This window comes from Pelomonas baiyunensis (assembly GCF_043555935.1).
Taxonomy (GTDB): Bacteria; Pseudomonadota; Gammaproteobacteria; order Burkholderiales; family Burkholderiaceae_C; genus Pelomonas; species Pelomonas baiyunensis.
Map to the genome: position 1 here is coordinate 183,780 of NZ_JBIGIB010000004.1, position 26,923 is coordinate 210,702.

The 26,923-nt window shown below is 68.4% G+C and carries 26 protein-coding genes; 18 read left to right on the forward strand and 8 right to left on the reverse strand.

The features are described from left to right. Positions 1 to 57: 57 nt before the first annotated feature. Together ACG01O_RS15010 and ACG01O_RS15015 are read left to right on the forward strand one after the other, a co-directional pair. Positions 58 to 816 carry an SDR family NAD(P)-dependent oxidoreductase gene (locus tag ACG01O_RS15010; RefSeq protein WP_394385807.1) on the forward strand — a complete coding sequence of 253 codons (759 nt, stop codon included), beginning with the start codon at positions 58 to 60 and terminating at the stop codon, positions 814 to 816. Continuing rightward, positions 813 to 1,229 (forward strand): nuclear transport factor 2 family protein, encoded by a 417-nt coding sequence (locus tag ACG01O_RS15015; RefSeq protein ID WP_394385808.1) that lies wholly within the window; start codon positions 813 to 815, stop codon positions 1,227 to 1,229. The genes ACG01O_RS15010 and ACG01O_RS15015 overlap by 4 nt, the downstream gene beginning before the upstream one ends. A 91-nt stretch (positions 1,230 to 1,320) precedes the next feature. On the opposite strand, the gene corA is transcribed toward ACG01O_RS15015, so the two are convergent. Continuing rightward, positions 1,321 to 2,295, reverse strand: a complete 975-nt coding sequence (gene corA, locus ACG01O_RS15020; protein WP_394385809.1) for a magnesium/cobalt transporter CorA — start codon at positions 2,293 to 2,295, stop codon at positions 1,321 to 1,323. A 413-nt stretch (positions 2,296 to 2,708) separates the two neighbouring features. Here corA and hpf point away from each other — a divergent pair, with 413 nt between their 5' ends. The 4 genes from hpf to ACG01O_RS15040 all read left to right on the forward strand — a co-directional run bounded on the left by hpf (position 2,709) and on the right by ACG01O_RS15040 (position 6,222). After that, on the forward strand, positions 2,709 to 3,050 hold the full coding sequence (gene hpf, locus ACG01O_RS15025; RefSeq protein ID WP_394385810.1) for a ribosome hibernation-promoting factor, HPF/YfiA family: 342 nt from the start codon (positions 2,709 to 2,711) through the stop codon (positions 3,048 to 3,050). A gap of 261 nt (positions 3,051 to 3,311) precedes the next feature. Continuing rightward, positions 3,312 to 3,782 carry a PTS IIA-like nitrogen regulatory protein PtsN gene (gene ptsN, locus ACG01O_RS15030; RefSeq protein ID WP_394385811.1) on the forward strand — a complete coding sequence of 157 codons (471 nt, stop codon included), beginning with the start codon at positions 3,312 to 3,314 and terminating at the stop codon, positions 3,780 to 3,782. Positions 3,783 to 3,847: 65 nt separating this feature from the next. Further along, positions 3,848 to 4,804: an HPr(Ser) kinase/phosphatase gene (gene hprK / locus ACG01O_RS15035; protein ID WP_394385812.1), complete on the forward strand. Its 957-nt coding sequence runs from the start codon at positions 3,848 to 3,850 to the stop codon at positions 4,802 to 4,804. A gap of 5 nt (positions 4,805 to 4,809) precedes the next feature. Beyond that, a complete protein-coding gene (locus tag ACG01O_RS15040) occupies positions 4,810 to 6,222 on the forward strand; it encodes a nicotinate phosphoribosyltransferase (protein ID WP_394385813.1) in 1,413 nt (470 codons plus the stop codon). A 54-nt stretch (positions 6,223 to 6,276) separates the two neighbouring features. Here ACG01O_RS15040 and fur read toward each other — a convergent pair whose 3' ends face one another. Then, positions 6,277 to 6,717: a ferric iron uptake transcriptional regulator gene (gene fur / locus ACG01O_RS15045; protein WP_394385814.1), complete on the reverse strand. Its 441-nt coding sequence runs from the start codon at positions 6,715 to 6,717 to the stop codon at positions 6,277 to 6,279. A gap of 106 nt (positions 6,718 to 6,823) precedes the next feature. Here fur and ACG01O_RS15050 point away from each other — a divergent pair, with 106 nt between their 5' ends. The 9 genes from ACG01O_RS15050 (at position 6,824) to ACG01O_RS15090 (ending at position 16,606) form a co-directional block, all read left to right on the forward strand. Then, the gene (locus tag ACG01O_RS15050; protein ID WP_394385815.1) at positions 6,824 to 7,393 is read left to right on the forward strand and encodes an outer membrane protein assembly factor BamE; all 570 of its coding nucleotides are present in this window, start codon (positions 6,824 to 6,826) and stop codon (positions 7,391 to 7,393) included. Continuing rightward, positions 7,390 to 8,127, forward strand: a complete 738-nt coding sequence (gene dapB, locus ACG01O_RS15055; protein ID WP_394385816.1) for a 4-hydroxy-tetrahydrodipicolinate reductase — start codon at positions 7,390 to 7,392, stop codon at positions 8,125 to 8,127. Before ACG01O_RS15050 ends, dapB begins: the two co-directional genes overlap by 4 nt. 2 nt (positions 8,128 to 8,129) lie before the next feature. Further along, positions 8,130 to 8,774 (forward strand): MotA/TolQ/ExbB proton channel family protein, encoded by a 645-nt coding sequence (locus ACG01O_RS15060; protein WP_394385817.1) that lies wholly within the window; start codon positions 8,130 to 8,132, stop codon positions 8,772 to 8,774. Between the two features lie 46 nt (positions 8,775 to 8,820). Further along, a complete protein-coding gene (locus ACG01O_RS15065; RefSeq protein ID WP_394385818.1) occupies positions 8,821 to 9,246 on the forward strand; it encodes an ExbD/TolR family protein in 426 nt (141 codons plus the stop codon). Between the two features lie 122 nt (positions 9,247 to 9,368). Continuing rightward, positions 9,369 to 11,999, forward strand: a complete 2,631-nt coding sequence (gene leuS / locus ACG01O_RS15070) for a leucine--tRNA ligase (protein WP_394385819.1) — start codon at positions 9,369 to 9,371, stop codon at positions 11,997 to 11,999. Beyond that, the gene (locus ACG01O_RS15075) at positions 11,999 to 12,484 is read left to right on the forward strand and encodes an LPS-assembly lipoprotein LptE (protein ID WP_394385820.1); all 486 of its coding nucleotides are present in this window, start codon (positions 11,999 to 12,001) and stop codon (positions 12,482 to 12,484) included. The genes leuS and ACG01O_RS15075 overlap by 1 nt, the downstream gene beginning before the upstream one ends. Continuing rightward, positions 12,484 to 13,554: a DNA polymerase III subunit delta gene (holA, locus tag ACG01O_RS15080; RefSeq protein ID WP_394385821.1), complete on the forward strand. Its 1,071-nt coding sequence runs from the start codon at positions 12,484 to 12,486 to the stop codon at positions 13,552 to 13,554. Before ACG01O_RS15075 ends, holA begins: the two co-directional genes overlap by 1 nt. Positions 13,555 to 13,596: 42 nt before the next feature. Next, positions 13,597 to 14,202, forward strand: a complete 606-nt coding sequence (locus ACG01O_RS15085) for a methylamine utilization protein (protein WP_394385822.1) — start codon at positions 13,597 to 13,599, stop codon at positions 14,200 to 14,202. Between the two features lie 10 nt (positions 14,203 to 14,212). After that, entirely contained in the window at positions 14,213 to 16,606 is a 2,394-nt protein-coding gene (locus ACG01O_RS15090; protein WP_394385823.1) for a putative bifunctional diguanylate cyclase/phosphodiesterase, read from the forward strand. On the opposite strand, the gene ACG01O_RS15095 is transcribed toward ACG01O_RS15090, so the two are convergent. The 3 genes from ACG01O_RS15095 to thiL are packed head-to-tail and all read right to left on the reverse strand — an operon-like array spanning position 16,585 to position 18,594. Continuing rightward, positions 16,585 to 17,115: a CinA family protein gene (locus ACG01O_RS15095; RefSeq protein WP_394385824.1), complete on the reverse strand. Its 531-nt coding sequence runs from the start codon at positions 17,113 to 17,115 to the stop codon at positions 16,585 to 16,587. The two genes, ACG01O_RS15090 and ACG01O_RS15095, sit on opposite strands and share 22 nt — an antisense overlap. 4 nt (positions 17,116 to 17,119) lie before the next feature. Beyond that, positions 17,120 to 17,659 (reverse strand): phosphatidylglycerophosphatase A family protein, encoded by a 540-nt coding sequence (locus ACG01O_RS15100; protein ID WP_394385825.1) that lies wholly within the window; start codon positions 17,657 to 17,659, stop codon positions 17,120 to 17,122. Then, positions 17,656 to 18,594: a thiamine-phosphate kinase gene (gene thiL / locus ACG01O_RS15105; RefSeq protein WP_394385826.1), complete on the reverse strand. Its 939-nt coding sequence runs from the start codon at positions 18,592 to 18,594 to the stop codon at positions 17,656 to 17,658. Before thiL ends, ACG01O_RS15100 begins: the two co-directional genes overlap by 4 nt. Positions 18,595 to 18,683: 89 nt before the next feature. Here thiL and ACG01O_RS15110 point away from each other — a divergent pair, with 89 nt between their 5' ends. The 3 genes from ACG01O_RS15110 to ACG01O_RS15120 all read left to right on the forward strand — a co-directional run bounded on the left by ACG01O_RS15110 (position 18,684) and on the right by ACG01O_RS15120 (position 22,107). Further along, positions 18,684 to 20,981: an NADP-dependent malic enzyme gene (locus ACG01O_RS15110; protein WP_394385827.1), complete on the forward strand. Its 2,298-nt coding sequence runs from the start codon at positions 18,684 to 18,686 to the stop codon at positions 20,979 to 20,981. 263 nt (positions 20,982 to 21,244) lie between these two features. Beyond that, on the forward strand, positions 21,245 to 21,664 hold the full coding sequence (locus tag ACG01O_RS15115; protein ID WP_394385828.1) for a guanyl-specific ribonuclease: 420 nt from the start codon (positions 21,245 to 21,247) through the stop codon (positions 21,662 to 21,664). Between the two features lie 47 nt (positions 21,665 to 21,711). Further along, a complete protein-coding gene (locus ACG01O_RS15120) occupies positions 21,712 to 22,107 on the forward strand; it encodes a barstar family protein (RefSeq protein WP_394385829.1) in 396 nt (131 codons plus the stop codon). 282 nt (positions 22,108 to 22,389) lie between these two features. Here ACG01O_RS15120 and rsmA read toward each other — a convergent pair whose 3' ends face one another. From rsmA to ACG01O_RS15135, 3 genes are read right to left on the reverse strand one after another with little or no spacing between them, the layout of a single operon-like run. Further along, positions 22,390 to 23,184 (reverse strand): 16S rRNA (adenine(1518)-N(6)/adenine(1519)-N(6))-dimethyltransferase RsmA, encoded by a 795-nt coding sequence (gene rsmA, locus ACG01O_RS15125; RefSeq protein WP_394385830.1) that lies wholly within the window; start codon positions 23,182 to 23,184, stop codon positions 22,390 to 22,392. Between the two features lie 40 nt (positions 23,185 to 23,224). Further along, positions 23,225 to 24,535, reverse strand: a complete 1,311-nt coding sequence (locus ACG01O_RS15130) for a peptidylprolyl isomerase (protein ID WP_394385831.1) — start codon at positions 24,533 to 24,535, stop codon at positions 23,225 to 23,227. Next, the gene (locus ACG01O_RS15135) at positions 24,532 to 26,811 is read right to left on the reverse strand and encodes an LPS-assembly protein LptD (protein WP_394385832.1); all 2,280 of its coding nucleotides are present in this window, start codon (positions 26,809 to 26,811) and stop codon (positions 24,532 to 24,534) included. The genes ACG01O_RS15130 and ACG01O_RS15135 overlap by 4 nt, the downstream gene beginning before the upstream one ends. Between the last annotated feature and the right edge of the window lie 112 nt (positions 26,812 to 26,923).

Consider the following 26,923-nt stretch of genomic DNA (forward strand, 5'->3'; position numbering starts at 1 on the left):
CCACCGCCCTCAGCGGCGTCGGCACGCTGGCGCGGCCAACACCCCGGGGAGGCACCCATGGCTTTGAACCCCCGCCTGCGTGATTGGCAGGGCAAGACGGCCTGGCTGATCGGCGCGTCCACCGGCATCGGCGCGGCCACGGCGCACGGGCTGCACGGGGCCGGCGCGCGGGTCGTGGTGTCGGCCCGGCAGGCGGCCCTGCTGGACGCCTTCGTCGCCGCCCACCCCGGCAGCCGCGCGCTGCCGCTGGATGTGATGGACCTGCCCGCGCTGCACGCGGCTGCCGCCGACCTCGGCCCGGTGGACCTGTGCGTGTATTGCGCCGGCTACTACCGGCCCATGAGCGCGCTGCAGTTCGACCTGGCCGAGGCCCGCCGGCACCTGGACATCAACTTCCAGGGCGCGCTGAACCTGCTGGACGCGGTGCTGCCCGGCCAGCTCGCCGCCGGCCGCGGCCACCTGAGCCTGGTCTCCAGCGTGGCGGGCTACCGCGGCCTGCCCAAGGCGCTGGCCTATGGGCCCAGCAAGGCGGCACTCACCCATCTGGCCGAGGCCCTGTACCTGGACCTGCACCCGCAGGGGCTGGGCGTGTCCGTCATCCACCCCGGGTTCGTGAAGACGCCCATGACTGCGCAGAACGACTTCCACATGCCGGCCGCCATCGCGCCCGAAGAGGCCGCGCGGGCCATGCTCGCCGGCTGGGCGGCGGGCGACTTCGAGATCCACTTCCCCAAGCGCTTCACCCGCTTCATGAAGGCGCTGCGCCAGTTGCCCAACCGGCTCTACTTTCCGCTTGTGAGCAAGGCCAACCGATGACCCACACCGACCCGCGCGTGGCCGGGCTGATCCAGCGGTACGAAGCGCTGCAACCCGCCACGCTGGACGACCTCGCCGCGCGCTACGCGCCCGACTGCCGGTTCAAAGACCCGTTCAACGACGTGCAAGGCCGTGCCGCGGTGCGGCGCATCTTTGCGCACATGTTCGAGACGGTGACCGCACCGCGCTTCGTCGTGACCTCGGTCATCGCCGAGGGCGAGCAATGCTTTCTGGGCTGGGACTTCCACGCCGGCGACTTCGTCATCCGCGGCGCGAGCCATCTGCGCTTCGACGCGGCCGGCTTGGTCGCCGACCACCGCGACTACTGGGACGCGGCGGAGGAGCTCTACGAAAAGCTGCCCGTGCTGGGTGCCCTGATGCGCTTGCTCAAGCGCCGGTTGAAGGCCACGTAGTGCATCGTCGAGCGACTGCCGTGGATCCGGCTTTGCCGGGCCACTGGCAGTGCCCCCTCGAGGGGGCGGCCGCCAGGCCGTACGGGGTGGTCTATTTCAACCAGCCCTTGCGCCGGAAGTAGATGAAGGGCGCCGCCACCGACACCAGCATCAGGCCGAGTGCGAACGGATAGCCCCAGGCCTGCTCCAGCTCGGGCATGAACTTGAAGTTCATGCCGTAGATGGACGCGATCAGCGTGGGCGGCAGCAGCGCCACGCTGGCCACCGAGAAGATCTTGATGATCTTGTTCTGGTTGATGTTGATGAAACCGACCGTCGCGTCCATCAAGAAGTTGATCTTGTCGAACAGGAAGGCGGTGTGCGAGTCCAGTGAGTCGATGTCGCGCAGGATCTGGCGCGACTCCTCGAACTGCTCGGCGTTGAGCATGCGGCTGCGCATCATGAAGCTGACCGCACGGCGCGTGTCCATCACGTTGCGGCGGATGCGGCCGTTCAAGTCTTCCTCGCGGGCAATGGCCGACAGCACTTCGCCGGCCTCGGCGTCGGTCACGTCGCTCTTCAGCACCCGGGCGCTGACGGCTTCGAGCTTGTCGTAGATGCCTTCCAGCACGTCGGCAGAGTACTCGGCATCGGCGTCGTAGAGCTTGAGCAGCACGTCCTTGGCGTCCTCGATCAACGCCGGAATGCGCCGCGCGCGCAGGCGCAGCAGGCGGAACACCGGCAGGTCCTCGTTGTGCACCGAGAACAGCACGTTGTTGTAGAGGATGAAGGCCACGCGCACGTTGCGCGACTGCTCGGGGTCGTCGATCAGGAAGTCGGAGCGGATGTGCAGCTCGCCGTTGTCTTCCTCGTAGAACCGGGCGGACTCTTCCAGGTCTTCGTCGACGATGTCTTCCGGGATGGTCAGACCGAAGCGGTCACGGATCCAGCCCTTTTCTTCCGCGCTGGGGCTCTCCAGGTCCACCCAAATCGGGCGCGACTGGGCCAGGTCTTCCGCGGTTTCAATTTCTTCCTGGAAGAGGCCGCCCTTCAGGCGTCCGTTGTCCAGCGTGAATACGTTCAGCATGCCTCGTCTCCGGCATCGGCAAAGCGGGGGGACGACGGTGCGCCGTCCGGGGTGGGGTTCAGGTCAACCGTCTCACTCCGGGCGGCAGGGCCAGCAACGGGCCGCAGGCTGCGGGAGCGGACGGTCACCGAGGGTGATCGCTGTCCAAGAAGCTCTCCTAGGGGGAATAGCCAAGGATTATTGCACCGCCACAAGCGTGAAAGAAGGCGCAAAAACCTGAGCCCGAAGGCCGCAAAGCCGGCCTGTCATCCCCTTGTCACGCCGCCACTTCGCGCGCACACTGGGCTCGTCGATTTCCCCACTCCCACCCACCTCCGCTACCCGAAAAGACCCTCCTCCCCTCCTCCCTTTCGTCTCGGTTTCTTCGTATTTCCGGTTCGTTTTCCCGACCCATTCCTCTGAAAGGAGGCTTTATGAATCTGACGATCAGTGGCCATCATCTCGAAGTCACCCCAGCCCTGCGCGAGTACGTGCTGACCAAGCTGGACCGTGTGACCCGCCACTTCGATCAGGTCGTTGACATCAACGTCCTGCTGACCGTGGAGAAGCAAAAGGAGAAGGACCGCCGACAGCGAGCTGAAGTGACGCTGCACGTGAAAGGTCGCGACATCTTTGTGGAGCAGTCCCACGAGGACCTCTACGCCGCCATTGATCAACTGATGGACAAGCTGGACCGCCAGGTCTGCCGGCACAAGGACAAGGTGCAAGACCACCACCACGCCTCGGCCAAGCGCCTGGATATTCCGGCGCCTTGACCCTTGACGGGTCTCACCGAGCGGCCTGCGGGCCGCTTTTGTTTTTCCGCGCCGGATAGCGCTGTCAGCTCCACGCCAGCCGATGTTGCTGCAGTGCCGCAAAAACCCGCATTCGAGGGCTCGCAGCCAGCTTTTCCACGGGTCTAGGGCTGCGCGCTCACCGCAAATCGGCGCGCGGTTCCATAATCCGTGGCTCTGATTGACCCATACGCCCGGCTGCGGCCGCGCCCACCAGGCGCCCCCGACGCTCGGCCCCAGCCCATGAACCGTCTCGCCGCCATCCTGCCCGCCGACAACGTGTTGGTGAATGTGGATGCGTCCAGCAAGAAACGCGCCTTCGAACACGCCGGCCTGCTGTTCGAGAACCATCACCAGATGGCGCGCGCCCTGGTCACCGACAACCTCTTCGCCCGCGAACGCCTGGGCTCGACCGGCCTCGGCCACGGCGTGGCCATCCCGCACGGCCGCGTCAAGGGTCTGAAGAATCCGCTGGCCGCCGTGCTGCGCCTGCAGCAGCCGATCGCCTTCGACGCCCCGGACGACGAGCCGGTCAGCCTGCTGATCTTCCTGCTCGTGCCCGAAGCGGCCACGCAGCGGCACCTGGAAATCCTGTCCGAAATCGCTGAAATGCTGTCGGACCGCGAACTGCGCGAGCAACTCAAGACCGAAGCCGACGCGGCCACGCTGCACAAGCTGATTGCCGCCTGGGAACCGCTGAAGTCCGTCGCCTGAGGTCGCGCCCGGCGCGCGACCCGCTCCGTCCTCCCATCCGGCCTGACTCCCGGCCCTGACGCGCCATGAAACCCTCCTCCATCAGCGCCGAGCGCCTGTTCGAAGAACACCGCGAGGCCCTGCGCTGGGAGTGGATCGCGGGTCACGCCCACCCGGAGCGCCGCTTCGATGAAGCCGCCGTGCGCGACGCGCAAAGCGCCGCCGACCTCGTGGGCTACCTGAACTACATCCACCCCTACCGGGTGCAGATCGTGGGCCGCCGCGAGGTGGCGTACCTCAGCCAGGAAAGCACGGAAATCCAGGACCGGCGCATCTCGCGTATCGTGACCCTGGAGCCGCCGGTCATCATCATCGCGGACGACTCCGTGCCCCCGCCCCGCCTGGTGGCGATGTGCGACCGCGCAGAGATCCCGCTGTTCCGCACCAACGAGTCCGCGGGTCATGTCATCGACCTCGTGCGGGGCTACCTGTCGCAGCTGTTCGCCAACCGCACCACGCGCCACGGCGTCTTCATGGACATCCTGGGGCTGGGCGTGCTGCTGACCGGCGAATCCGGCCTGGGCAAGAGCGAACTTGGCCTGGAGCTGATCTCGCGCGGCCACGGCCTGGTGGCCGACGATGCGGTGGACTTCTTCCGCATCGCGCAAACTGCCATCGAAGGCCGCTGCCCCGAGCTGCTGCTGAACCTGCTGGAGGTGCGCGGCATCGGGCTGCTGGACATCAAGGCCATCTTTGGCGAGACCGCCGTGCGCCGCAAGATGCGCCTCAAGCTCATCGTGCACCTGGTGCGCAAGGAGACGATGGAGCGTGACTTCGAGCGCTTGCCTTACGAGCCGCTGTACGAAGAGGTGCTCGGCATGCCGGTGCGCAAGGTCGTCATCGCCGTGGACGCCGGCCGCAACCTCGCCGTGCTGGTGGAGGCCGCCGTGCGCAACACCATCCTGCAACTGCGCGGCATCGACACCTACAAGGAATTCGTCGAGCGCCACCAGCGCGCCATCGACAACGGCTCTCTCGATTGACCCCCTTGAACAGTTTTGGCGACATCGCCCGCCTGCTGATCCTCAACACGGACAGCTACAAGGCCAGCCACTGGTTGCAGTACCCGCCGGGCACGCAAACCGTCTTCAGCTACATCGAGGCCCGCGGCGGCACGCTGCCCTACACCGTCTTCTTCGGGCTGCAGGCGCTGCTCAAGGAGTACTTCACCCGCCCGATCACCGCGGACGACGTGGCGCTGGCGGCCGAGGTGTGCGCCGGGCATGGCGTGCCCTTCCATCGTGAAGGCTGGCTGCACATCGTCCACGCCCACGGCGGGCGGCTGCCGCTGCGCATCCGAGCGGTGCCCGAGGGCACGGTGGTGCCGGTGCAGCACGCGTTGGTCACGGTCGAGAACACCGACCCGGCCTGCGCCTGGCTCACCAGCTACGTGGAAACCGCACTGCTGCGCGTGTGGTACCCCACCACCGTGGCCACGCACAGCCACGCCACCCGGCAATTGATCGCCACTTCCCTGGCGCGCACCGGCGACCCCGCCGGCCTGCCGTTCAAGCTGCACGACTTCGGCGCCCGCGGCGTGTCGTCACTGGAGTCCGCCCTGCTCGGCGGCATGGCGCACCTCGTCAATTTCCAAGGCACGGACACCCTCACGGCCGTGCTGGGCGCCCGCGTGTACTACCGCGAGCCCATGGCCGGCTACTCCATCCCCGCGGCTGAACACAGCACCATCACCGCCTGGGGGCGTGACGGCGAACTGGCCGCCTACCGCAACATGCTGCGCCAGTTCGGCCGCCCGGGCGCCCTGCTGGCCGTGGTGTCCGACTCCTACGACCTGGACGCCGCCGTGTCCCGCCTGTGGGGTACCGAGTTGCGCGACGAAGTCATCGCCAGCGGGGCCACCGTTGTGATCCGCCCGGACAGCGGCAACCCCACCGAGGTCGTGCTGCGCACCGTGCAATCCCTCGACCGCGCCTTTGGCAGCACCGTCAACGCCAAGGGCTTCCGTGTGCTGAACCATGTGCGCGTGATCCAGGGCGACGGCATCACGCGCGAGTCCATCGCCGCCATCTTGGCCGCGCTGGAAGCCGCCGGCTACTCGGCTGACAACGCCGCTTTCGGCCAGGGCGGCGCGCTGCTTCAACAGGTCAACCGCGACACCCTCGGCTTCGCCATGAAAGCCTCGGCCGTGCAGGTGCATGGCGCCTGGCGAGAGGTGTTCAAGGCCCCCGCCACCGACCCCGGCAAACGCAGCAAGGCCGGTCGCCTGGACCTGCTCACACAAGCGGGCCGCTTCCTGACGCTGCCGGACGGCTCCGAAGCCTGGCATCAAGCCCGACGGGACGGCGCCACCTCGGCCCTGCGCACCGTGTTCGAGAACGGCGAGCTGTGCGTGGATGACGATTTCGCCACCATCCGTGCGCGCGCTGCCGCGGGCGGCTGAGGTCTGATCGGCTGCCCCGTTGAACGGCAGTCAGCCGTTGGGGGGGGCCGTGGCTCAACCGCGGTTCGGGCAGTCTGTCTTCACGCAGGTGGCGTACAGCGCCAGCGAGTGCTCCTGCAAATGGAAGCCCCGCTCGCTGGCCACGGCGTGCTGGCGCTCTTCAATGCCCGGATCGAAAAACTCCTCGACCTTGCCGCAGTTCAGGCAGACGAGGTGGTCGTGGTGGTGGCCCTCGTTGAGCTCATACACCGCCTTGCCCGTCTCGAAGTGGTTGCGGCTGAGCAAACCGGCCTGCTCGAACTGCTGCAGCACCCGGTACACGGTCGCCAGGCCAATGTCGGCCCCCTCGCCCAGCAAAGCCTTGTAAACATCTTCCGCGGTCATGTGACGCTGGGCCGAGCGCTGGAAGATCTCCAGGATCTTGATGCGCGGCAGCGTCGCCTTGAGGCCGCTGTTCTTGATGTCGCTGGTCTGGTTCTTGGGAGAGGAAGGCATGGTGCGTCAGGGCCGGGAGGCCCGCAGGGGCCACCGCTAGAATCCATCGGATCATAGCCAGCCGGGTTCCCGGCGAGCATTTTTCGTCCCTTCTGACAGCCGCCTGATGCGTCCCCTGCTTGCCTCTCTTCCGCTGCTTGCGCTGCTCGGCGGCTGCTCCTACCTGCCCACCTGGGACTCCCTGCCCTCCGTCACCGGCGAGAAGGTGCTGGGCCTGGTGACCCCCTACCGCGTGGAAGTGGTGCAGGGCAACGTGCTCACCAAAGAAATGGTGGCGCGCGTCAAGCCCGGCATGCCCAAGGCCCAGGTGCGTGACCTGCTGGGCTCGCCGCTGCTGACCGACGTCTTCCACGAAGCCCGCTGGGACTACGTCTTCACCATCCGCCGCCAAGGTGCGCCCGAGCAGCAACGCCTGGTGGTCGCGGAGTTCGACGGCGAACGCCTCAAGGCGCTGACCGTGCCCGACGACCTGCCCACCGAGCAGGAATTCGTCGCCTCGGTGAACACCTTCAAGCCCACGCGCAGCCAGCCCAAGCTGGCCTTGACCGACGCCGAGCGCAGCGCCTTGCCGCCGCCCAAGAAGAGCACCGAGGCCGCCCCCACCGCAGCGGCGGAAGGCCCGGCGCCGGGCCGCATCTACCCGCCGCTGGAAAGCAAGACCGGAGCCGGCTCATGATCCGCGTGGCCGTGATGGGCGCCTCCGGGCGCATGGGCAAGATGCTGATCGAGGCCGTGGAAGCGGCCGACGACTGCACGCTGCACGTGACGCTCGACAAGGGCGACGACGTGCGGGCCGGCCTGGCCGGCGCCGACGTGATGATCGACTTCACCCGCCCGGAAGCCACGCTGGCCCACTTGGCCGTGTGCGCCGACTTGGGCGTGAAGGCCGTCATCGGCACCACCGGCTTTGACGACGCCCAGAAGGCCGAGATCGCCAAGCACGCCGAACGCACCGCCATCGTCTTTGCGCCCAACATGAGCGTGGGCGTGAACGTGGTGCTCAAGCTGCTGGACATGGCCGCCCGCGCGCTGGCCGAGGGCTACGACATCGAAATCGTCGAGGCCCACCACCGCATGAAGGTCGACGCGCCCAGCGGCACCGCGCTGCAGATGGGGCAGGTCGTGGCCGACGCCATCGGCCGCGACCTGAAGGCCTGCGCCGTGTACGGGCGCGAAGGCGTGACCGGCGTGCGCGACCCGTCCACCATCGGCTTCGCCACGGTGCGCGGCGGCGACATCATTGGCGACCACACCGTGCTGTTTGCCGGCATCGGCGAGCGCATCGAGGTCAGCCACAAGGCCACCAACCGCACCATCTACGCTCAGGGCAGCCTGCGCTGCGCCCGCTTCCTGGCGGGCGGCAAGGCGGCGGGGCTGTACGGCATGAACGACGTGCTGGGCTTCGCCTGACCATGCTGGGCTTCGCCGACTACTGGGCCCAAAGCGACGCCATCGGCCGCGTCGTGGCCCTGGTGCTGCTGGCCATGTCGGTCAGCGCCTGGGCGCTGATCCTGTGGAAGACCTGGCTGCTGCACCGCGCCCGCCGCGGCCTGCTGCGTGCGGTGCCGGCCTTTTGGGCCGCTGCCGGCGTGCCGGAAGGCCGCCAAGCGCTGCTGAATTTCGACACCGAGCAGGTCGCCCTGCCGCTGCTGGACGCCGCCACCGCGCCCACGCAAACCGCCACGTTGGACGCCGCTGGCAAGTCGGAAAGCCGCCTCACCCGCCGCCTGCGCGATGCCCTGCACGCGGTGCTGGCGCGACTGCAATTCGGTCAGGTGGTGCTCGCCTCCATCGGCGCCACCGCGCCCTTCGTGGGCCTGTTCGGCACGGTCTGGGGCATCTACCACGCGCTGCTGAGCATCTCGGCGGCCGGCAACATCACCATCGAGAAGATCTCCGGCCCGGTGGGCGAAGCGCTGGTGATGACCGCGGCCGGCCTGGCCGTGGCCATTCCCGCGGTGCTGGCCTACAACGTGTTCGGCAAGATGGTGGCCGCCTGCGAGGCCGATCTGGAAGGTTTCGCGCACGACCTGCGCGACTTGCTGGACCCCGCCTGATGCGCGCCGAGCGACGCTCCGCTCCGACGCCGCGCGAGAGGCGGGCATGAGTTTCGGTCGGTTGGAGAAGCCCGAGGGCTCGCGGCCCATGAGCGACATCAACATGACGCCGCTGATCGACGTCATGCTGGTGCTGCTGGTGATCTTCATGATCACTGCACCGCTGATGACCGCCTCGCTGCGGCTCGACTTGCCCAAGAGCGAAGCCGCCACGCCCAGCGACGCGCCCAGCTTCGTGGCCGTGGCCATCACCCCCGACGGCAAGCTGCACCTGGGCGACGACGAACTCGACGCCAAGGCCTTCCAGCAGCGCGTGGCCGAACTCGGCCGCGCCAACCCGCAGATGGAAGTGCAGCTGCGGGCCGACCGCGCCGTGCCCTACGGCCAGGTGGCCGAGCTGATCGGCTGGGTGCAGGCGGCGGGCTTGAGCCGCATCGCCTTCGTGGCCCAGGCCGCCGCCTCCGCGCCCTGAGCCCAGGGGCGCATGAGGCGCCACCTACAATTTGTGCAAACTTCTTTGCCCCCAAGGCTCGCTGTTGCTCGCTGCTCCCCGAGGGGGGTGTCAGGGGCTTCGGGCGGCCCGGCCCTCCTGACATGAACGCCCCCACCGAAGCGCCCAGCTACAAGCCCAACGAGATCGAAGCCGCTGCCCGTGCCTACTGGGCCGAGCGCGACGCCTACCGCGTGACCGAGGACGCGAGCAAGCCTCACTTCTACGCTTGCTCCATGCTGCCCTACCCCTCGGGCAAGCTGCACATGGGCCATGTGCGCAACTACACGATCAACGACATGCTGGCCCGCCAGCTGCGCATGAAGGGCTACAACGTCCTCATGCCCATGGGCTGGGATGCCTTCGGCCTGCCGGCCGAGAACGCCGCGATGAAGGGCAAGGTGCCGCCCGCGCAGTGGACCTACTCCAACATCGCCTACATGAAGGGCCAGATGCAGGCCATGGGCCTGGCCATCGACTGGAGCCGCGAGGTCGCGACCTGCCAGCCCAGCTACTACAAGTGGAACCAGTGGCTGTTCCTGAAGATGCTGGAAGCCGGCATCGCCGAGCGCCGCACCCAGGTCGTCAACTGGGACCCGGTGGACCAGACGGTGCTGGCCAACGAGCAGGTCATCGACGGCCGTGGCTGGCGCTCGGGCGCGCTGGTGGAAAAGCGCGAGATCCCGGGCTACTACCTGAAGATCACCCAGTACGCCGAGGAGCTGCTGTCGGCCGTGGCCAACCCGGAAGACCCGAACTACCTGAGCGGCTGGCCCGAGCGCGTGCGGCTGATGCAGGAGAACTGGATCGGCAAGAGCCAGGGCGTGCGCTTTGCGTTCCCGCACAGCATCGAGGGCGGCGGCGACAAACTGTGGGTGTTCACCACCCGCGCCGACACCATCATGGGTGTGACCTTCTGCGCCGTGGCGCCGGAGCACCCGCTGGCCACCATTGCAGCCAAGGACAAGCCCGAGGTCGCTGCCTTCATCGAGGAATGCAAGGCCGGCGGCACGACCGAGGCGGAGCTGGCCACCCAGGACAAGAAGGGCGTGCCCACGGGCCTGTTCGTCACGCACCCGCTGACCGGCGCGCAGGTGCCGGTGTGGGTGGGCAACTACGTGCTGATGAGCTACGGCGACGGCGCCGTGATGGGCGTGCCGGCGCATGACGAGCGCGACTTCGCGTTCGCCAAGAAGTACGGCATCGAGATCAAGCAAGTGGTGGCCGCCGACGGCGAGAGCTTCACCACCGACGCCTGGGCCGAGTGGTACGGAGACAAGACGCGCAGCGTGTGCGTCAACTCCGGCGTGCTGGACGGCCTCGGCCACAAGGCGGCCGTCGACAAGGTCGCCGAGCTGCTGGCCGGCCAGGGCATCGGCGAGAAGAAGACCACCTGGCGCCTGCGCGACTGGGGCATCAGCCGCCAGCGCTACTGGGGCACGCCCATCCCCATCATCCACTGCGACGACTGCGGCGTGGTGCCCGTGCCCGAGAAGGACTTGCCGGTCGTGCTGCCGGAAGACTGCATCCCGGACGGCAGCGGCAACCCGCTGAACAAGCGCGCCGACTTCCTGAACGTGGGCTGCCCGAAATGCGGCAAGCCCGCGCGCCGCGAGACGGACACGATGGACACCTTCGTGGACTCGTCGTGGTACTTCATGCGCTACTGCGACCCGACCAACGACCAGGCCATGGTCGCCGAGGGCACGAAGTACTGGATGCCGATGAATCAATACATCGGCGGCATCGAGCACGCCATCCTGCACCTGCTGTACGCGCGTTTCTGGACCAAGGTCATGCGCGACCTGAAGCTGGTGTCGGTGAGCGAGCCGTTCGAGAAACTGCTGACGCAAGGCATGGTGCTCAAGGGTGCGTTCTTCCACAAGCCCGAGGGCGGTGGCAAGGACTACTACTGGGACCATGAAGTCGACGTCATCCACGACGACAAGGGCGGCATCGCCGGCGCCACGCTCAAGAAGGACGGCACGCGTCTCGAGTACGAGATGACGACCATGTCCAAGTCCAAGAACAACGGCGTGGACCCGCAGGCGCTGATCGACCAGTACGGCGCCGACACGGCCCGCCTGTTCGTGATGTTCGCGTCGCCGCCCGAGCAGACGCTGGAGTGGAACGACGCCGCCGTGGAAGGTGCGCACCGCTTCCTGAAGCGCGTGTGGAACTTTGGCGCACGCAACGCCGAAGCCATCAAGACCGGCGGCAACGACTTCGCCGCGCTGAACGCCGACGGCAAGACGCTGCGCCGCGAGGTGCACAACGTGCTCAAGCAGGTCAGCTACGACTACGAGCGCATGCAGTACAACACCGTCGTCTCCGGCGCGATGAAGTTGCTGAACGCGCTGGAAGGCTTCAAGGCTGAAGGCCAGGCCGCGGCCGTGCGCGACGGCTTCTCAGTGCTGCTGCGCGTGCTCTACCCGGCCACGCCGCACATCAGCCACACGCTGTGGCAAGACCTCGGCTTCGCCGCCGAACTCGGTGACCTGCTCGACGCGCCGTGGCCCACGGTGGACGAAGCCGCGCTGGTGCAGGACGAGATCGAGCTGATGCTGCAGGTCAACGGCAAGCTGCGCGGCTCGGTCAAGGTGCCGGCCGGTGCCGACAAGGCCGCCATCGAAGCCGCCGCGCTGGCCAACCCGGAGTTCGCGAAGTTCAGCGAAGGCAAGGCGCCGAAGAAGGTCGTCATCGTGCCGGGTCGCCTCGTCAACGTGGTGGTGTGATGGACCGCCGTGCGCTGCTGCTGGGCCTCACGGCCCTGACCGGCTGCGGCTTCGAGCTGCGCCGCGAGCCGGAGCTGCCGTTCAAGTCGCTGGCGCTGACCGGCTTTGCGGCCGACTCGCCACTGGCGCTGGGCCTGAAGCGGCAGGTGAAGCGCACACCGGTGCAATTGCTGGACGACCCCGCCCGGGCGCAAGTGGTGCTGGAGGTGCTGCGCGAGTACCGCGACCGCACGGTGGTGGCGTCCACCAGCGTGGGGCAGGTGCGCGAATGGCAGCTGCGCCTGCAGTTCGACTACCTGATCCGCACGGCGAGCGGCGAGCTGTTGGTGCCCAAGGTGGAGCTGCGCCTGTCGCGGGACCTGAACTTCACGGAAACCACGGCCCTGGCCAAAGAGCAGGAAGCCGCCAACCTGTATGGCGCCATGCATTCCGATGCCATCGCCCAGGTGATGCGCCGGCTGGCCGCCGTCAAGATTCAAAGCTGATGCAACTCCGCGCGGAAGGCCTCGGCGCCCACCTCGGCAAGGGCCTGGCCCGCATCTACACCGTGCACGGCGACGAGCCGCTGCTGGCGCAAGAGGCGGCCGACCAGATCCGCGCGGCGGCCCGCGCGCAGGGCTTTGGTGAGCGGCAAATCTTCACCGTCAGCGGCGCGTACTTCGATTGGGCGCCCGTGCTGGCCGCTGCGCAGGCGATGAGCCTGTTTGCCGAGCGGCAGTTCATCGAGATCCGCATCCCGACGGGCAAGCCCGGCAAGGACGGCTCCGAAGCCCTGCAGCGCTATGCCGAAGCCGCGCCCGACGACGTGCTGACGCTGGTGACCCTGCCGCGGCTGGACAAGACCCAGCTGTCCAGCGCCTGGTTCACCGCGCTGGACGGGCACGGCGTGTCCATCCGCGTGGAACCCGTGGAGCGCCGACTGCTGCCGGCCTGGCTGGCGCAGCGGCTCAAGGCCCAGGGCCAGTCCGTGCCCGAGGGGGAGGACGGCCAGCGCGCGCTGTCGTTCTTCGCCGATCGCGTGGAAGGCAACCTGCTGGCCGCCCATCAGGAGTTGCAAAAGCTCGCGCTGCTGCACCCCAAGGGCGAGTTGACCCTTGCCGACATCGAGGCCGCGGTGCTGGACGTGGCGCGCTTTGACGTGTTCAAGCTCAGCGAGGCGGTGCTGTCGGGCGCCGTGCCGCGCCTGCTGCGCATGCTCGACGGCCTGGAGGCCGAGGGCGAGGCCGCCGTGCTGGTGCACTGGAACCTGGCGGAGGACGCCCGAGCTCTGGCCCGCGTGCGCGCCGCGCTGGACGCCGGCAAGCCGCTGCCGCTGGCGCTGCGCGAGGCGCGCGTGTGGGGCGCCAAGGAGCGCCTGATCGAGCGCATCGCACCACGCCTGGACGCCGCCCAAGCCGGCGCACTGGTGCAAGCCGCCCAGGTGTGCGACGGCCTCGTCAAAGGCCTGCGCCACCCCGACTGGCCCTCCGACCCCTGGGCCGCCCTGCGGCGCCTGGCCTTGATGCTGGCCGAGGCCGCTTCCGGTAAATCCGGGGCGGTTTTGGCCGCCCGCTGAGCGGGTTTCCGGCTATCGTCACGGCGCTTTCCCTGTGACGCCATGAAGCCCGCCACCTCCTCCTCGCTTGTTCTCTGTCTGCCGCTCGCGCTGTGCGCCGCCGGCCTGCCCACAGCCCACGCCGTGCCGGTGACACTGCAGGTGCGCGGCCCGAACGGCCAACCGCTGGCGGGCGCCGCCGTGGCGGTGGAAGTGAAGGGCCGCACCGGCCGCGCCACGGGGGCCAAGGCCGAAATCGGCCAGCGCGATCGGCAATTCACCCCGCAGTTGCTCATCGTGCAGACCGGCACCGCGGTGAACTTCCCGAACTTCGACACCGTGCGGCACCACGTCTACTCGATCTCGCCCATCAAGGTGATCGACATCAAGCTCTACTCCGGCACGCCGACCGAGCCCATCGTGTTCGACAAGCCGGGCGTGGCGGCGCTGGGCTGCAACATCCATGACCGCATGAGCGCGCACGTGGTGGTGGTGGACACCCCCGTGTTCGGCCGCACCGACGGGCGCGGCCAGGTCAGCTTCGACCTGCCCGCCGGCGAGCACGCGCTCAAGGCCTGGCATGCCGGGCAGAAGTCCACCAGCTTGCAATCGCTGAAGCTGGACGTGCCCGCCGCCGGCGGCACCAGCACCGTCACCTTGGTGGAGTGACCGACCGACCATGCTCACCCCCTCCTGGCTGAACTTGCAACGCCTGCAAGGGCGCATCGTGGCCTTGTTCCTGGCCTTGCTGCTGGTGGTGCAGCTGGTGAGCTTTCTGGCCATCCGCGCCAGCATCACCCGCAACGCCGAGGAGTCCCTGTCCGCCGGGCTGTTGACCGGCGAACGCGTGCTGCGCCGGCTGCTGGAGCAGCGCGCCAGCAAGCTGCACGACGCCGCCGAGCTGCTCGCCAAGGACTACGGCTTTCGCACCGCACTGAGCCTGCCGCTGGCCGAGCCGGACACGGTGGAGACCATCCGCGATGCGCTGGTGAACCAGGGCGACCGGGTGGGCGCGTCGGTGGTGGCGTACTTCGACACGCAGCCACAGCTGGTGGCCGCCACCCGCGAAGGCGCCGCAGACTTCCGCGCCGTGCTGGACCAGGCCATCCGCAGCAAGGAGGGCACGACGCTGTCGGTGCTAGGGCACCGGGTGTACCAGGTGGTGGCGGTGGAGGTGCGTGCGCCGGCGCCGGTGGGCTGGGTGCTGATGGGCTTCGAGCTCAACCGCGAGGTGCTGGACGACCTCAAGGCGCTGTCCGACCTGCAAAGCGTGGTGCTGCTGAAGACCGTGCAGCCGCCCTGGCTGAGCATCGTGGACAACCTCGACGCCTCGGCCGCGGCGGCCCTGCCGACCGCGCTGGCCGCGCAGGCTCCGCGCGAGGGCATCCTGGAACTGGAAGGCGAGCGCCAGCGCACCCGCTTCGTGCCGCTGCTGGACGGCGAGCCGCAACTGGGCGTGCTGATGCTGCGATCGCTGGATGTGGCCCTGGCGCCCTACCAGCAGCTGCAACTGGTGCTGCTGGGCCTGACCGTGCTGGGCGTGGCGGTGTTCGCGGGGGTCAGCGTGCTGCTGGCCCGGGGCATCAGCAACCCGATCACGGCGCTGTCGGCCTCGGCCCGGCGGCTCGAGCGCGGCGATTACGACACCCCCGTGCCCGCCACCTCCAGCCTGGAGGAGGTGCACAAGCTGGCCCTGGCGCTGGAAAGCATGCGCGAGGGCATCCAGCGGCGCGATGCGCAGGTGAACCAGCTGGCCTACGTCGACGCCCTCACCGGCCTGCCCAACCGGGCCCGCTTTGCCGAGGTGCTGCACGAGCGGCTGGACTTCAGCCACGAACCGGGCGCCGTGCTGATGCTGGACCTGGACCGCTTCAAGCACGTGAACGACGTGCTGGGCCACGACGTGGGCGACCTGCTGCTGCAAAGCGTGGCCGCCCGTCTGCAGGGCCTGTGCGCGCCGGCGCAGGCGCTGCTGGCGCGCTTGTCGGGCGATGAGTTCGCCGTGCTGCTGGCCCACACCGATGCCCGCCTCGCCAGCGAAACCGCGCTGGCGATCTTGAAAGACTTCGAGCAGCCGCTGCAGATCAACGATGAAACCATCGACCTGGGCGCGGGCATCGGCATCGCACTGTTCCCCGAGCATGGCGACGACGTCGGCCTGCTGCTGGCCCGGGCCGAAGTGGCCATGTACGCCGCCAAGGCCCGCCAGTGCGGCAGCCTGATCTACCACGCCCAGCTGGACGCCGGCAGCCAGGAGTCGCTGTCGATGCTGTCGGAGCTGCGCCGCGCCGTGGAGGAGAACGAACTGCGCCTGTTCCTGCAGCCCAAGGTGGACCTGGTGCGGCGCCAGGTGGTGGGCGCCGAAGCGTTGGTGCGCTGGCAGCACCCCACGCGCGGGCTGGTGCCGCCGATGCAGTTCATTCCGTTTGCCGAGCAGACGGGGTTCATCCGCCAACTCAGCGCCTGGGTGCTGGCCGGTGCGGCGCGGTTTGCGCACGATGCCGCAGCGGCAGGGCTGAACCTGCGCTTGTCGGTCAACCTGTCCACGCGCGACCTGATGGACCAGGACCTGCCCGGCAAGATCGAGGCGCTGATGGCGCCACTGCAGGTGCCGGCCCAGTCCATCTGCCTGGAGATCACCGAGAGCGCGATCATGGACGACCCCGAGCGGGCCCTGTCCACGCTGGAGCACCTGCACGCCATGGGCTTCAAGCTGTCCATCGACGACTTCGGCACCGGCTACTCGTCGCTGGCCTACCTGAAGCGGCTGCCGGTGGACGAGCTCAAGATCGACAAGAGCTTCGTCATGGCCATGGAGCGGGACCTGGACGACGCCCGCATCGTGCGCTCCACCATCGAACTGGCCCACAACCTGGGGCTGACGGTGGTGGCCGAAGGCCTGGAAACCATCAAGGCCTGGGCGCTGCTGGCCAATCTGGGCTGTGACGAGGGCCAGGGTTACTACATCTGCAAGCCCATGCCCGCCGAGCAGTTCATCGCTTGGGTGCAGGACTGGCAGGCCCCGGACCCGTCCATCATCTCGGCCGAAAGTCAGCTCGCCAAGCTGGGCTGATCCGGTGCCGGGTCGGCCGGCTGCAGCGCCCGGTGCAGGGCCTGCAAGCCGCTAATCACGGTCTGCGCCCGCACCGCGGCGCGGTCCCCCGCGAAGTGTTCGCACCACACCCGAGGCGCGGCCCCGCGCTGCGCCAACGCCAGCCACACCGTGCCCACGGGCTTGGCGGGCGAGCCGCCGCCCGGCCCGGCCACGCCGGTCACGGCCAGCGCCCAGTCCACCGGCGCGCGCGCCAGCAGCCCGCAGGCCATGTGCTCCGCCACCTCGGCGCTGACCGCCCCCACGCGGGCGATCAAGTCCGCGGGCACGCCCAGCAGCTCGGTCTTGGCCTCGTTGCTGTAGGTCACCACACCGCGCTCGAACCAAGCGCTGGAGCCGGCGAGGTCGGTGCAGGTGGTGGCAATCCAGCCGCCGGTGCAGCTCTCGGCCGTGCCCAGGCGTTCATGGCGGCGCAGCAGGGCGTCGGCCAGGTCTTCCAGCAGCCTCGGCGGCAGGGTCAGCGCGGTCATCGCGTCACCCCAGCCACGCGCGGCCTGCGGCGTACACCAGCAGGGTGCAGCCGGCGGCCACAAAGTCGTCGAACAGGATGCCGAAGCCCTGGGCCCAGCCGATCTCGTAGCCGCCTTGCGGCCCGCGTTCGGCCTTGAAGAGCCGATCCGCCCAGCCCACCGGGCCCGGCTTGGCCGCATCGAAAAACCGGAACAGCGCGAACGCCACCGCTTGGCCCAGCCACCCGGCCGGCGCAATGAGCCACAGCACCAACCAGAAGGCCACCACCTCGTCCCACACCACGGCGCTGGGGTCGGGGGTGCGCAGGTGGCGGGCGGTGGTGGTGCAGGCCCACCAGCCCACCAGGGTGCCGCCGCCGATCAACGCGGCCCAGCCGGCATCGTTCATCCACGGCGCCAGCACCGCGAACACCAGCCACGCCCACAGCGTGCCCACGGTGCCCGGCGCCTTGGGCGACAAGCCGCTGCCCAGCCCCAGCGCAATCCAGCGCGCGGGGTGGGTCCACATGAAGGCGGCGGTCGGCCGCACAGGAGCGTCAGTCATGCTTGGAAGTGATCGAAAGAGTGCAGGCCATGGTCCACCGGCTGCCCGGCGGCATCCACCACGCGCAGGCCCGGTGCGGCCTCGATGCGGCCGATGCGCGTGAGCGGCACGCCCACCTGCGGCAGCAGCGCCCCCGGCGGGGCGGTGAACACGAGTTCGTAGTCGTCGCCGCCGGCCAACAGGCATTCGCGTTGCAGTGCCGCCGGCTGGGCGGCCAGCACCTCGCTGCGCGGCAGCGCGTCGAGCTCCACACGTGCCCCCACGCCCGAGGCCGCCAGCAGGTGCCCCAGGTCGCCCAGCAGGCCGTCGGACAAGTCCAGCGCCGCCGTGGCCACGCCGCGCAGGGCTTGCCCCAAGGCCAGGCGCGGCGTGGGCCATTCCATGGCCCGGCGCACCTGGGCGAACGCGTCACCCGGCAGGCTCACCCGGCCGCGAAACACCTCCAGCGCCAACCGTGCATCCCCCAGCCGGCCTGACACCCACAGCTCGTCGCCCACCCTCGCTCCGCTGCGCAGCAGCGCCTGGCCCGGTGGCGCCTCGCCAAACACCGTGATGCACAGGTTCAGCGGGCCTTGCGTGGTGTCGCCCCCGATGAGCGGAATGCCGCTGGCGTCGGCCAGAGCCCACAGACCCTGCGCGAAACCGGCCAGCCAGGCTTCGTCAGCGCGCGGCAGGGCCACGGCCAAAGTGAAGCCTCGCGGCGTGGCGCCGCAGGCGGCCAGGTCACTGAGGTTGACGGCCAGGGCCTTGTGGCCGAGTGCGGCCGGGTCCACGGTGGACAGGAAATGCCGGCCCTCCACCAGCATGTCGCTGGACACCAGCCAATGCGCGCCCGGCGTGGGCACCAGCACGGCGCAGTCGTCCCCCACGCCCACGGCCACGCCAGGCGCCGCAGGACGCTGGAAAAAACGCCGGATCAGATCGAACTCACCCATGCCCCGATTAGACCCTGTGGACATCCACAGCGGCCCGAGGCGGCTGCGGTGGCATGATTCCAGCCCCCGTCGGAACCCTGATCCTTGCCATGCCCAGCTCAGAAGAAAAACGCGCCCAACTCCGCCAGGCCGCTCTCGAATATCACGAGTTCCCGACGCCGGGCAAAGTGGCGATTGCGCCGACCAAGCAGTTGATCAACCAGCGCGACCTCGCGCTGGCCTACTCGCCCGGCGTGGCCGCGGCCTGCGAAGAGATCGTGGCCGACCCGGCCAACGCCTTCCGCTACACCTCGCGCGGCAACCTGGTCGCGGTCGTCTCCAACGGCACGGCGGTCCTGGGCCTGGGCAACATCGGGCCCCTGGCGTCCAAGCCGGTCATGGAAGGCAAGGGCGTGCTGTTCAAGAAGTTCGCCGGCATCGACGTCTTCGACCTCGAAGTGGCCGAGAACGACCTGGACAAGCTCGTCGACGTGATCGCCGCGCTGGAGCCGACCTTCGGCGGCATCAACCTCGAGGACATCAAGGCGCCGGACTGCTTCTACGTCGAGCGCAAGCTGCGCGAGCGCATGAAGATCCCCGTCTTCCACGACGACCAGCACGGCACGGCCATCGTGGTGGGCGCGGCCTTCCTGAACGGCCTGAAGGTCGTCGGCAAGGACATCAAGCAGGTCAAGCTCGTCACCTCCGGCGCCGGTGCGGCGGCCCTCGCCTGCATCTCGCTGCTGGTCAAGCTCGGCCTGCCGCGCGAAAACATCTGGGTGACCGACCTGGCTGGCGTGGTCTACGAAGGCCGCACCGAGCTGATGGACCCGGACAAGGCCGAGTACGCACAGAAGACCGACCAGCGCTCGCTGCGCGAAGTGATCCAGGGCGCGGACGTGTTCCTGGGCCTGTCCGCCGGCGGCGTGCTCAAGGCCGACATGGTGGCCACGATGGCACCTAAGCCGCTGATCTTTGCGCTGGCCAACCCGACGCCCGAGATCCTGCCGGAAGAGGTGAAGGCGGTGCGCGACGACGCCATCATGGCCACGGGCCGCACCGACTACCCGAACCAGGTCAACAACGTCCTGTGCTTCCCGTACATCTTCCGCGGCGCGCTGGACTCGGGCGCCACGACGATCAACGTCGAGATGGAAATCGCCGCCGTGCAGGCGATTGCCGAGCTGGCGCAGGCCGAGCAGAGCGAAGTGGTGGCAGCGGCCTACGTGGGCGCCACGTTGAGCTTCGGCCCGGAGTACCTGATTCCCAAGCCCTTCGACCCGCGACTGATGATGCGCATCGCCCCGGCCGTGGCCAAGGCGGCGGCCGACTCCGGCGTGGCCGCACGGCCCATCACCGACTGGGACGCTTACCGCGAAAAGCTGCAGAGCTTTGTCTACGCCTCGGGCAACACGATGAAGCCCATCTTCACCGCCGCCAAGCGCGCGCCGAACAAGCGTGTCGCCTACGCCGAGGGTGAGGAAGAGCGCGTGCTGCGGGCCGCCCAAGTGGTGGTGGACGAAGGCCTGGCGCGCCCGACGCTGATCGGCCGCCCGGCCGTCATCGCCGAGCGCTGCGAGCGATTTGGCCTGCGTCTGCAGCAAGGGCGCGACTACGACGTCGTCAACGTCGAGAACGACCACCGCTACCGCGACTACTGGCAGACCTACCTGCGCATGACCGAGCGCAAGGGCGTGACGGAGCAGCTCGCCAAGATCGAAATGCGCCGCCGCCTGACGCTGATCAGCGCCATGCTGCTGCACAAGGGCGAGGTCGACGGCATGCTGTGCGGCACCTGGGGCACCACGGCCACGCACCTGCAGTACATCGACCAGGTCATCGGCAAGCGCGCCGGCGTGAAAACCTACGCCTGCATGAACGGCCTGATCCTGCCGGGCCGCCAGGTCATGCTGGTCGACACCCACGTCAACTACGACCCGACGGCCGAGCAGTTGGCCGAGATCACCATCATGGCCGCGCAGGAGATGTGCCGCTTCGGCCTGACGCCGAAGGCCGCGCTGCTGTCGCACAGCAATTTCGGCACCAGCGACAAGCCTTCGGCCGTGAAGATGCGTGACACGCTGGCCCTGCTGAACCAACTCGCCCCCTGGCTGGAAGTCGACGGCGAAATGCACGGCGACACGGCGCTGGACGCGCCCTACCGCAAGCAGTTGATGCCGCACAGCCCGCTCACCGGCGAAGCCAACCTGCTGGTGCTGCCCAACATCGACGCGGCCAACATCTCCTACAACCTGCTCAAGACGACCGCGGGCGGTGGCATCGCCATCGGCCCGGTGCTGCTGGGTGCGGCCAAGCCCGTGCACGTGCTGACGCCCTCAGCCACGGTGCGACGCATCGTCAACATGACCGCGCTGACGGTGGCCGACGCCAACGCTGCGCGCGGGTGATCGGGTGAGTGGCTGAGCGCCAGTCGGAGCGCTCAGGTGCGCCACCCGGGAACAGGGCCATGCGGCCCTGACTCCCCCAATTGACAGAAGTTTTCAGTCGCAACGCAGCGTCACAGTTGCGTCATGATTCCTTTGGAATCAACGACTTGAGAGAAAGTAAGCGCATGCTCACAAACCGTTGACTGGGGCTTCGGCCATGGGATGCGGCTTGAGCTTTTGGGGGCGCTTCGGTACCATTGTGGTTTTCGAAGCAGGGTAAACCCGTGTTTTTGCTCTCTTGGTTGGCGCGCTCCGGCGCCTCGGCGGCTCTGTCCGCCCTGCTGCTGTCCGGCATCGCCGGCGGTGCGCAAGCCAAAGAAGCCGCCCCCGCGACGCCCGCTCTGGCCGAAATTCAGCTGAGCGAGTTGCCCGCCCAAGCTCAGGAAACGCACCGGCTCATCCTTGCCGGTGGCCCGTTTCCTTACAGCAAGGACGGCACCGTCTTCGGCAATCGCGAGCGCCAGCTTCCCCGCCAGGCCCGCGGCTTCTACCGCGAGTACACGGTCAAAACCCCAGGCGCCCGGAACCGGGGTGCCCGCCGCATTGTGTGCGGCGGCACGCCCCCCACTGCGCCCGAGGCCTGCTTCTACACCGACGATCACTACGCCAGCTTCAAGCGCATTCGCGCCCAGGCCACGCGGTGAGCGCCCAGGATTCAGCAGTTTTGTGACTTGAAAGGAGGAACGCGACCATGCTTTTGCAGACCGTCCGTCCCAATATCGTGCAGGCCATCCGGGCCTACAGGGTCGAGGACTTGATGCAGGCCGCCCAAGAAGCGGGCCAGCATTTCCTGTACGCCAACCTGTCGGAGGCGCAGTCCAAGCAAGACGTGTTGGACGGCATCGCCCAGGCCTTTCTGTTCCCAGCTCACTTTGGCAAGAACCTGGACGCGCTGCATGACTGCATGACCGACCTCGTCCACAAGGCCGGCGCGCAGCCGGGCTTCGTGGTGGTGCTGGAGCAGTTGCCGGACAACATCCGCTTCGACCGCGAGGCGCGCGAGCAACTGCTGGACGTCTTCCGCGACACGGCCGACTACTGGGCCGATCGGAAGATTCCCTTCCGGTGTTTCTATTCTTTTCAGTAGCCCGCTCCCAAGAAAACGGGTCATGGGAGCGGGCTGCTGAGGTGGCCCCGGTGGTTGAAAAGCCTGCGCCGAAAAGCGCGAAGTCGACAATTGGCAACCCCAACTTCGGCATGAACATGCCGATGATGTGCAGCGCCTTCGACACGTCCATGTGGCTCAACGCCGCATAACAAGCCCCCGAGGGGGCTGCTCGCGGCCCGGCAAAGCCGGTTCCGCTGCAGCTGCTGGAGGAAACAAAGCCCGCTCTTGGCGGGCTTTGTTGTTTCTGGCTTCGCCTGTGGCTCAGGCGGCGGACTTGGCCTGCGCCGCGACTTGAAGGGCCAGGTCCACGAACTCCACGACCGGCACTTCCTCCGCGCGGCGCTGCAGATCGAAATGGCCCGAAAAGCCGCGCTCAGTCAGCCAGTGGCCGAGGCTGTGACGCAGCAGCTTGCGGCGCTGGGAGAAGGCGCTGGCAACCAGGTCGCCGAGGAGCGCCGGGTCAACGGCCGGTGGGGTCTTGAGCGGCAGCATGCGCACGATGGCCGAGTCCACGCGCGGCGGCGGGTCGAAAGCCTCGGGCGGCACATCCAGCACCGATTCGATGTCATAGCGCCACTGCAACATCACGCTCAGACGTCCGTAGTCCTTGCTGCCCGGGCCGGCGGCCATGCGGTCCACCACTTCCTTTTGCAGCATGAAGTGCTGGTCCACGACGTCGTCCACCGCCTGCAGCAGGTGGAACAGGATGGGCGTGGAGATGTTGTACGGCAGGTTGCCCACCACGCGCAGCTTGGCACCCTTGGCGGCGGCCAGCTCGCGGAAGTCGACCTTGAGCACGTCGCTCTCGATGACCACGACGTCATCACGCTTGCGCAGGCGCGCCGCCAAATCGCGGTCCAGTTCCACCACGGTCAGCGGCACCGAACCGGCAGGGATGCGCGCCAGCAGCGGCAAGGTCATCGCCCCCAATCCGGGGCCGATCTCCACCAAGGTCTCACCTGCCTGGGGGTCGATGAGATCGACGATGGCGTCGATCAACACGGTGTCCGTCAGGAAGTGCTGGCCGAACCGCTTGCGGGGGATGTGCTTGCTCATGAACGGCCTCCTGCCGCGCGCGGCTTCAGTGCCGTCGGGCTCAATCCAGCCACTCGCGCACTTCCACGAAGGCCTTGGCGCGGAGTTCCTTGACCCAGTCTTGATACGCCTCGTCGTACTTCTGCTCACGCAGGGCCCCACGGGCCTGATCGCGCAGTTGCTTCATTTCGACGTCCACGGTGCGCCGCTCCAGCACCTGGATCAGGTGCACGCCGAAGCGCGACACCACCGGGCCCGAGATGCCGTTCAGCGGCAGCGCATTCATGGCTTCTTCGAACTCGGGGACGAAGCCGCCCGCGCCCATCCAGCCCAGGTCGCCGCCTTCGGGCGCGCTGCCGTCTTCGGAGTTGTCCTTGGCGAGCTGCTCGAACTTGGCCTGGCCGCCTTCGATCTGACGCTTGAATTCCGACAGGCGGCGCGCCGCCACCTCGGCCGTCAGTTGCGCCGACGGGCGCAGCAGGATGTGTCGGGCACGGGTTTGGACGCTTTGCGTGAGCGACGCCGCGCCCTGGCGCTCGACCACCTTCAGGATGTGAAAACCGGCGCCGCTGCGCAGCAGCGTGGACGCGACCTCGCCGGTCTTGAGCCCTTGCACCGCCGTCACGAACACATCGGGCAGACGATCGGCCGGGCGCAGGCCGATTTCGCCGCCGCGCTCTTTGTTGGAGTCTTCAGAGATCTCGCGGGCGACGCGAGCAAAGTCTTCGCCGGCCTTGATCCGGGCCAGGGCGGCTTCGGCCCGCGCCTTGCGCTCGGCAATCTGCGCCTCGGTGGACCGCTCCGGCACCGGCACCAACACCTGCGCGAGGTTGAGCTGGCCGCCGTTGGCCAGGTCAGCGCGCTTCTTGTCGAGGTAGGCGTCGATCTCAGCGTCAGTGATCTTGATGCGGCCCTGCACTTCGCGCTCGCGCACGCGCTCGGTCATCATCTGGTCGCGCAGGTTCTCGCGGAAGCTCTTGTAGTCGGTGCCGTCCTGCTTCAGGCGCTCACGCAGTTGCTCCATCGTGAGCTTGTTCTGCGCGGCCACGTTGGCCACCACGCGGTCCAGCTCCGCTTCGTCCACGCGCTGGCCGTTTTCGCGGGCGTAGGTCACCAGCACGCGGTCCTCGATCAGCGCTTCCAGCGCCTGCTTGCGCAGGCCCGTGGTTTCGGGCATCACCTCGCCGCGTTGGCGGGCTTCCTGGCGCAGGCGTTCGGTGCGCTGCACCACCTCGCTGGCGGCCACGACGTCCTGGTTGACGACGGCGGCGATGTAGTCCCCCGGCTGCAGCGTCGGCGTCTGGGCCGGGGCCTGGAAGGCGGCCAGGGCCAGCGTCACGGCGAGGAGGGAGGGGGCGAGGCGATGCATCATGGTAGGAAATCTGAACTCGGCGAGCGGTCGGAGCTCAGCCTTCGGTAACCGGGAACATTGTCCTTCAAGACCTTGAGCGCGTTGGACCCCAGCTGGGACAGGCCCACCAGCTCCAGCTGCAGCATCAAACGGGTGTTGGTTTCGGCCCGGCCCGTGGACAGGCGCTCGATGCCCCAGCGCAGCACCCAGCAGCCGGCGTCGTACTCGAAGCCCATGACCGAGTCGGTCAGGCGGCGGTCGCGCAGCGAGTACTGCACGCGGCCCGCGCTGTACCACGCGCCACCACAGGCCTGGCTGTCCGCCCCGCGCGAGGTGACGGGCGTGCCGTACAGCGGCCACTGCCAAGCCAGCTCGACCTGCTCGCTCTGGCCACGCGCCAGGCGGTAGGCCACGCTCACCGTCTTGAAGTTGCCCGGCGAGTACCGCGCGCGCATCACCGAGCGCACCGACCGGTTGGTCTCGGGGTTGAACTCCAGGGTGCCGTCGGCCCACCACTTTTCATCCAGATGGGCGGAGGCCGCCAGCAGCAGGTCGGAGAACCGCTGCGTGACCGGCTGGCCTTCCGGCGTGATGCGCTGGTCGCGGAACAAGAAGCGCTGCACCGCCCCGAGCCGCAAGATCTCTTCGCCCTGCGAAGCGCTGATCCAGCGGCTGGTGGCGCCGACGCTCAGCGCGTGCAGGTCCGACACCCGATCCACACCCGAGAACGGGTTGTCGGTGTAGATGGAGTCGAAGTTGAAGTCCTTGGCTGCGGAATCGAAATTCGGCAGGTTGGCCTGATCCCGGAACGGCGTGTTCACGTACAGCAGACGCGGCTCCAGGCTCTGGCGGTACTCGCGGCCCAGCAGCGTGGTGTCGCGCTCGAACACCCAGCCGTGGTCGATGCTGAAGGTCGGGATGACCCGGCTCATGCGCTGCCGGCCGTCGGCCTGCGGGCGAGCCAGGTCGTACGCCGCCGCATTGAACGACGCGCGCGGAATGAACCACCACGCCTCACCCCCCAGCGGGGCGGCCACGTGGCCCAGGGCATGCACGCGCTGGCCGCCGCGCGCCTGGCCGGCCAAGGCCGAGCCGGGCAGGTCGAAGCGGTTGTATTCCAGCTCCAGCCCGCCTTCGAGACGGGCCTTGCGCCCCCAGGGCCGGAAGCTGTCCAGCACCGCTTCGTCGGCCGCCGTGGTCACGCGCACGCCGATCTGCGGGCTGCGCTGGTAGGGCGTGTCGAACTGGGACTGCGTGTCGGTGCCCTGCAGCGTCTGCCAGCGCTGCACGCGGGCGTAGGTGTCGATGACGCCCCACGACAGCTCCCGCTGGCGGTTCAAGGCGAAGTCGCTGGCCAGCAGGCGCGGCGTCTGGCTTTCGACGCGGCGCGACATGTCCTTCCAGTAGTCGTCGTCCGACACGCGCTCGCTCTTGAGGCGGTAGCGCCAGTCGCCGAAGACCTGGCCGTCGTTGTTGAGCTTCAAGCTCCAGCGCGAGCGGCCGAACACGCGGTCGCTGGGCAGCAGGTCGACGTTGATGCGGCCGGCGTGACCGGGCTCCAGGTAGCGGAACTCGCTGTCCAGGCCCACGCCGCGCTTGGTCATCACGAACGGCGTGAACGTGGCGTCGCGCTGCGGCGCGATGTTCCAGTAGTACGGCACCCCGGTTTCCAGACCGCTGCGGTTGTCCAGGAACAGATTGGGCGGCAGCCAGCCGGACTTGCGCGCGGAGCTGAGCGGGAAGCTCAGGCTGGGCGCCGCCAGCAAGGGCACGCCCAGGAAGCGCAACACCGCGCCGTCGGCCTCGCCTTCGTTGCCCGCCACGTCCAGCCGCAGCTTGCGGGCGGTGATCTGCCACGCGGGCTCCTGCCCCTCCACGGCCGGGCAGCTGCTGTAGCTGCCGTCGGTGGCGCTCATGTGCTCGCTGTCCTGGAACTTCAGCACCTTGGCCTTGCCCGCGCCGCCGGTGGCCGCCAGGAAGAAGCTCGGGTTCAGGAACTCGCCTTCGAACCGGTTCACGTACAGCTGCAGCAGCGGGCCGCTGAACACGTTGCCGTTGTGCTGGATGCGCACCTGGCCCTCGGCGCGGGCGAAGTCGTCGGCGATGCGGTAGTCGAGCTGATCGGCGCTCAGCAGCAGGTCGCCGTAGCGCATCTCCACATGGTCACGCGCCTGGGCCTCTTGATCGGCCTGCGCCGACAGCTGCCCGGCGGAAATCACCAACGCGGGCTTGCCGGCCGCCTTGTTCGGCGCACCGAGCACGCGGCTGGGGCGCAGGGGCACGGCAGGATCGGCCACGGGCGACTGGGCATGCGCCCCACCCCAACCGGACAAGGCCAGGGCGATGAACGTGGGCAGGGAGGCGGGTGGGGGGAGGCGGAACGGGCGCGGCACAGGCTGCAAAAAGGCT